The 2,823-nt window shown below is 69.6% G+C and carries 1 protein-coding gene; it reads left to right on the top strand.

Going from position 1 to position 2,823, the window contains the following annotated elements; translation table 11 throughout:
- Positions 1 to 34: 34 nt before the first annotated feature.
- On the top strand, positions 35 to 2,823 hold a 2,789-nt coding region (locus HUV01_RS14595; RefSeq protein ID WP_174298927.1), incomplete at its 3' end, for an efflux RND transporter permease subunit.

A 2,823-nucleotide genomic window follows, 5' to 3' on the forward strand; every position in this document is an offset into this window, starting at 1 on the left:
CGGGGCGGCGCGGCCGGCGCCGCCGGCTGAACCGGTGGGTCCCTCGCGCCTCTTCATCCTGCGCCCGGTCGCGACCGCCCTGTTCATGGTCGCGATCGTGCTGGCGGGGCTGGTCGGCTTCCGGCTGCTGTCGCTGTCCGCGCTGCCAGAGGTCGACTATCCGACGATCCAGGTGACGACGCTGTACCCCGGCGGCAGCCCGGAGGTGATGAGCCAGACGGTGACGGCGCCGCTGGAGCGCAATTTCGGCCAGATGCCCGGTCTTGCGCGCATGGAGTCGACCAGTTCGTCGGGCGCGTCGGTCGTCACGCTCCAGTTCGTGCTGTCCGAGGGCCTGGACGTCGCCGAGCAGGAGGTGCAGGCGGCGATCAACGCGTCGTCCGCGCTGCTGCCCGCGGACCTGCCCGCGCCGCCTGTCTATGCCAAGGTGAACCCAGCCGACGCGCCCGTGCTGACGATCGCGGTGACGAGCCGGACGATGCCGCTGACGCAGGCGCAGAATCTGGTCGACACGCGGCTGGCGCAGAAGATCAGCCAGATCAGTGGCGTCGGCCTGGTGGGCCTGGCGGGCGGGCAGAAGCCGGCGATGCGGATCCGCGCCGATACGCAGAAGCTCGCAAGCTATGGGCTCAGCCTGGCGCAGGTCCGCACCGCGATCGACAATGCGAACGCCAACTCCGCCAAGGGCAGCTTCGACGGGCCGAACCGCGCCTACCAGATCAACGCCAACGACCAGCTCGAAAGCGTCGACGACTACCGGACGCTGATCGTCGCCTTCCAGAACGGCGCGCCGGTGCGGCTGGCCGACGTGGCCGACGTGGCGGAGGGCGCGGAGAACAGCCGGCTCGGCGCGCTCGCCGACCGGACGCCGGCGATCGTTCTCAACGTCCAGCGCCAGCCCGGCGCCAACGTCATCGCCACCACCGACGCGATCAAGCGCCAGCTGCCCGAGCTGCTGAAAAGCCTGCCCGCGGGCCTCCATGCGACGGTGCTGACCGACCGGACGACCGGCATCCGCGCGAGCGTGCACGACGTCGAGTTCGAGCTGGTGCTCGCAGTCCTCCTCGTGGTGCTGGTGATCTTCTTCTTCCTGCACTCGGGCCGCGCGACGCTGGTGGCAGGGCTGGCGGTGCCGATCAGCCTCGTCGGCACGTTCGGCGTCATGTACCTGCTCGGCTACAGCCTCGACAACCTCAGCCTCATGGCGCTGACGATCGCGACCGGCTTCGTGGTCGATGACGCGATCGTGATGATCGAGAACATCCAGCGGCATATCGAGGACGGGATGAAGCCCTTCGCTGCGGCTTTGCGCGGCGCGGCGGAGATCGGCTTCACGATCATATCGCTGACCGTGTCGCTGATCGCGGTGCTGATCCCGCTGTTGTTCATGGGCGACATCGTCGGGCGGCTGTTCCGCGAGTTCGCGGTCACGCTCGCCGTGACGATCCTGATCTCCGCCGTCGTGTCGCTCACGCTGACGCCGATGCTGTCGGCGCGCTGGCTGAAGTCGGCGCACCATGGGCGACCGGGCCGCGCCGCCGAGCGGTCGAAGGCGGCGTTCGGCTGGGTGGAGCGGCGCTACGAGCGCGGACTGGACTTCGTGCTCGCTCGCCGGGCCGCGACGCTCGCGGTGGCGGTCGCGACACTGGCGGCAACGGTGCTGCTGTACCTCGTCATCCCCAAGGGGCTGTTCCCGACGCAGGACACCGGCCAGCTCCAGGGCAAGCTGATCGCCGCCAACGGCGTGTCCTACGCCAAGATGGCCCAGTTGCAGGCGCAGGCGGCGGAGGCGGTGCTTCGCGACGGCGACGTGCAGTCGCTGTCCGCGTTCGTCGGCGTCGACGGCGCGAACAACGCCTCGCTCAACTCGGGCACGATGCTGGTCAACCTGCGCCCGCACCACGACGCGCAGGCCGATGTGATGGTGCGGCTGAAAGAGGCGGTCGCGCGCATCCCGGGCATGACGCTGTACCTCCAGCCGACGCAGGACCTGACGATCGACGCTGCGAGCGGGCCGACGCAATACCGGTTCGCGGTGCAGGGATCGAACACCGCCGACGTGAATGCGGAGGCGAAGCGGATCGCCGCCGGGGTCGCTGGGCTGCGCCAGGTGCGCAACGTCTCCACCGACGCGGGCGCGACCGGCGCGGCGGCGTTCGTCACGATCGACCGCGACACCGCCGCGCGGCTGAACATCACCGCGTCGAGCGTCGACGACGCGCTGTATTCCGCGTTCGGCCAGCGGATCGTGTCGACCATCTTCACCGAGACGACGCAGTACCGCGTGATCCTGGAGGCGGCCCCGGGGCTGGTGGACGACCCCGCCTCGCTCGGGCTCCTCCACCTGCCCGCGTCGGGCGGGACGACGCCGCTCGACGCCATCGCCAGCATCGTGCCGGGCCAGTCGCCGCTGGCCATCACCCATGTCGGCCAGTTCCCCGCGGCGACGGTCAACTTCGACACCGCGCCCGGCGTGTCGCTGGGCACCGCCGCCGATGCGATCAGGGCGGAACTGGCGCGGCTGTCCGTCAGGCGCGGGATCACCACCGTATTCCTGGGCGCGGCGGGCGCGTTCGGCTCGTCGCTGTCGAACCAGCTGTGGCTGATCCTGGCCGCGGTCGTGTGCGTCTACATCGTGCTCGGCGTGCTGTACGAAAGCTTCATCCATCCGGTGACGATCCTGTCGACGCTGCCGTCCGCCGCCGTCGGCGCACTGCTGGCGCTGTGGGTAACGGGGCACGACCTCGACATCATCGGCATCATCGGCATCGTGCTGCTGATCGGCATCGTGAAGAAGAACGCGATCATGATGATCGACTTCGC

Source organism: Sphingomonas bacterium (assembly GCF_903643035.1).
Classification (GTDB): domain Bacteria; phylum Pseudomonadota; class Alphaproteobacteria; order Sphingomonadales; family Sphingomonadaceae; genus Sphingomonas.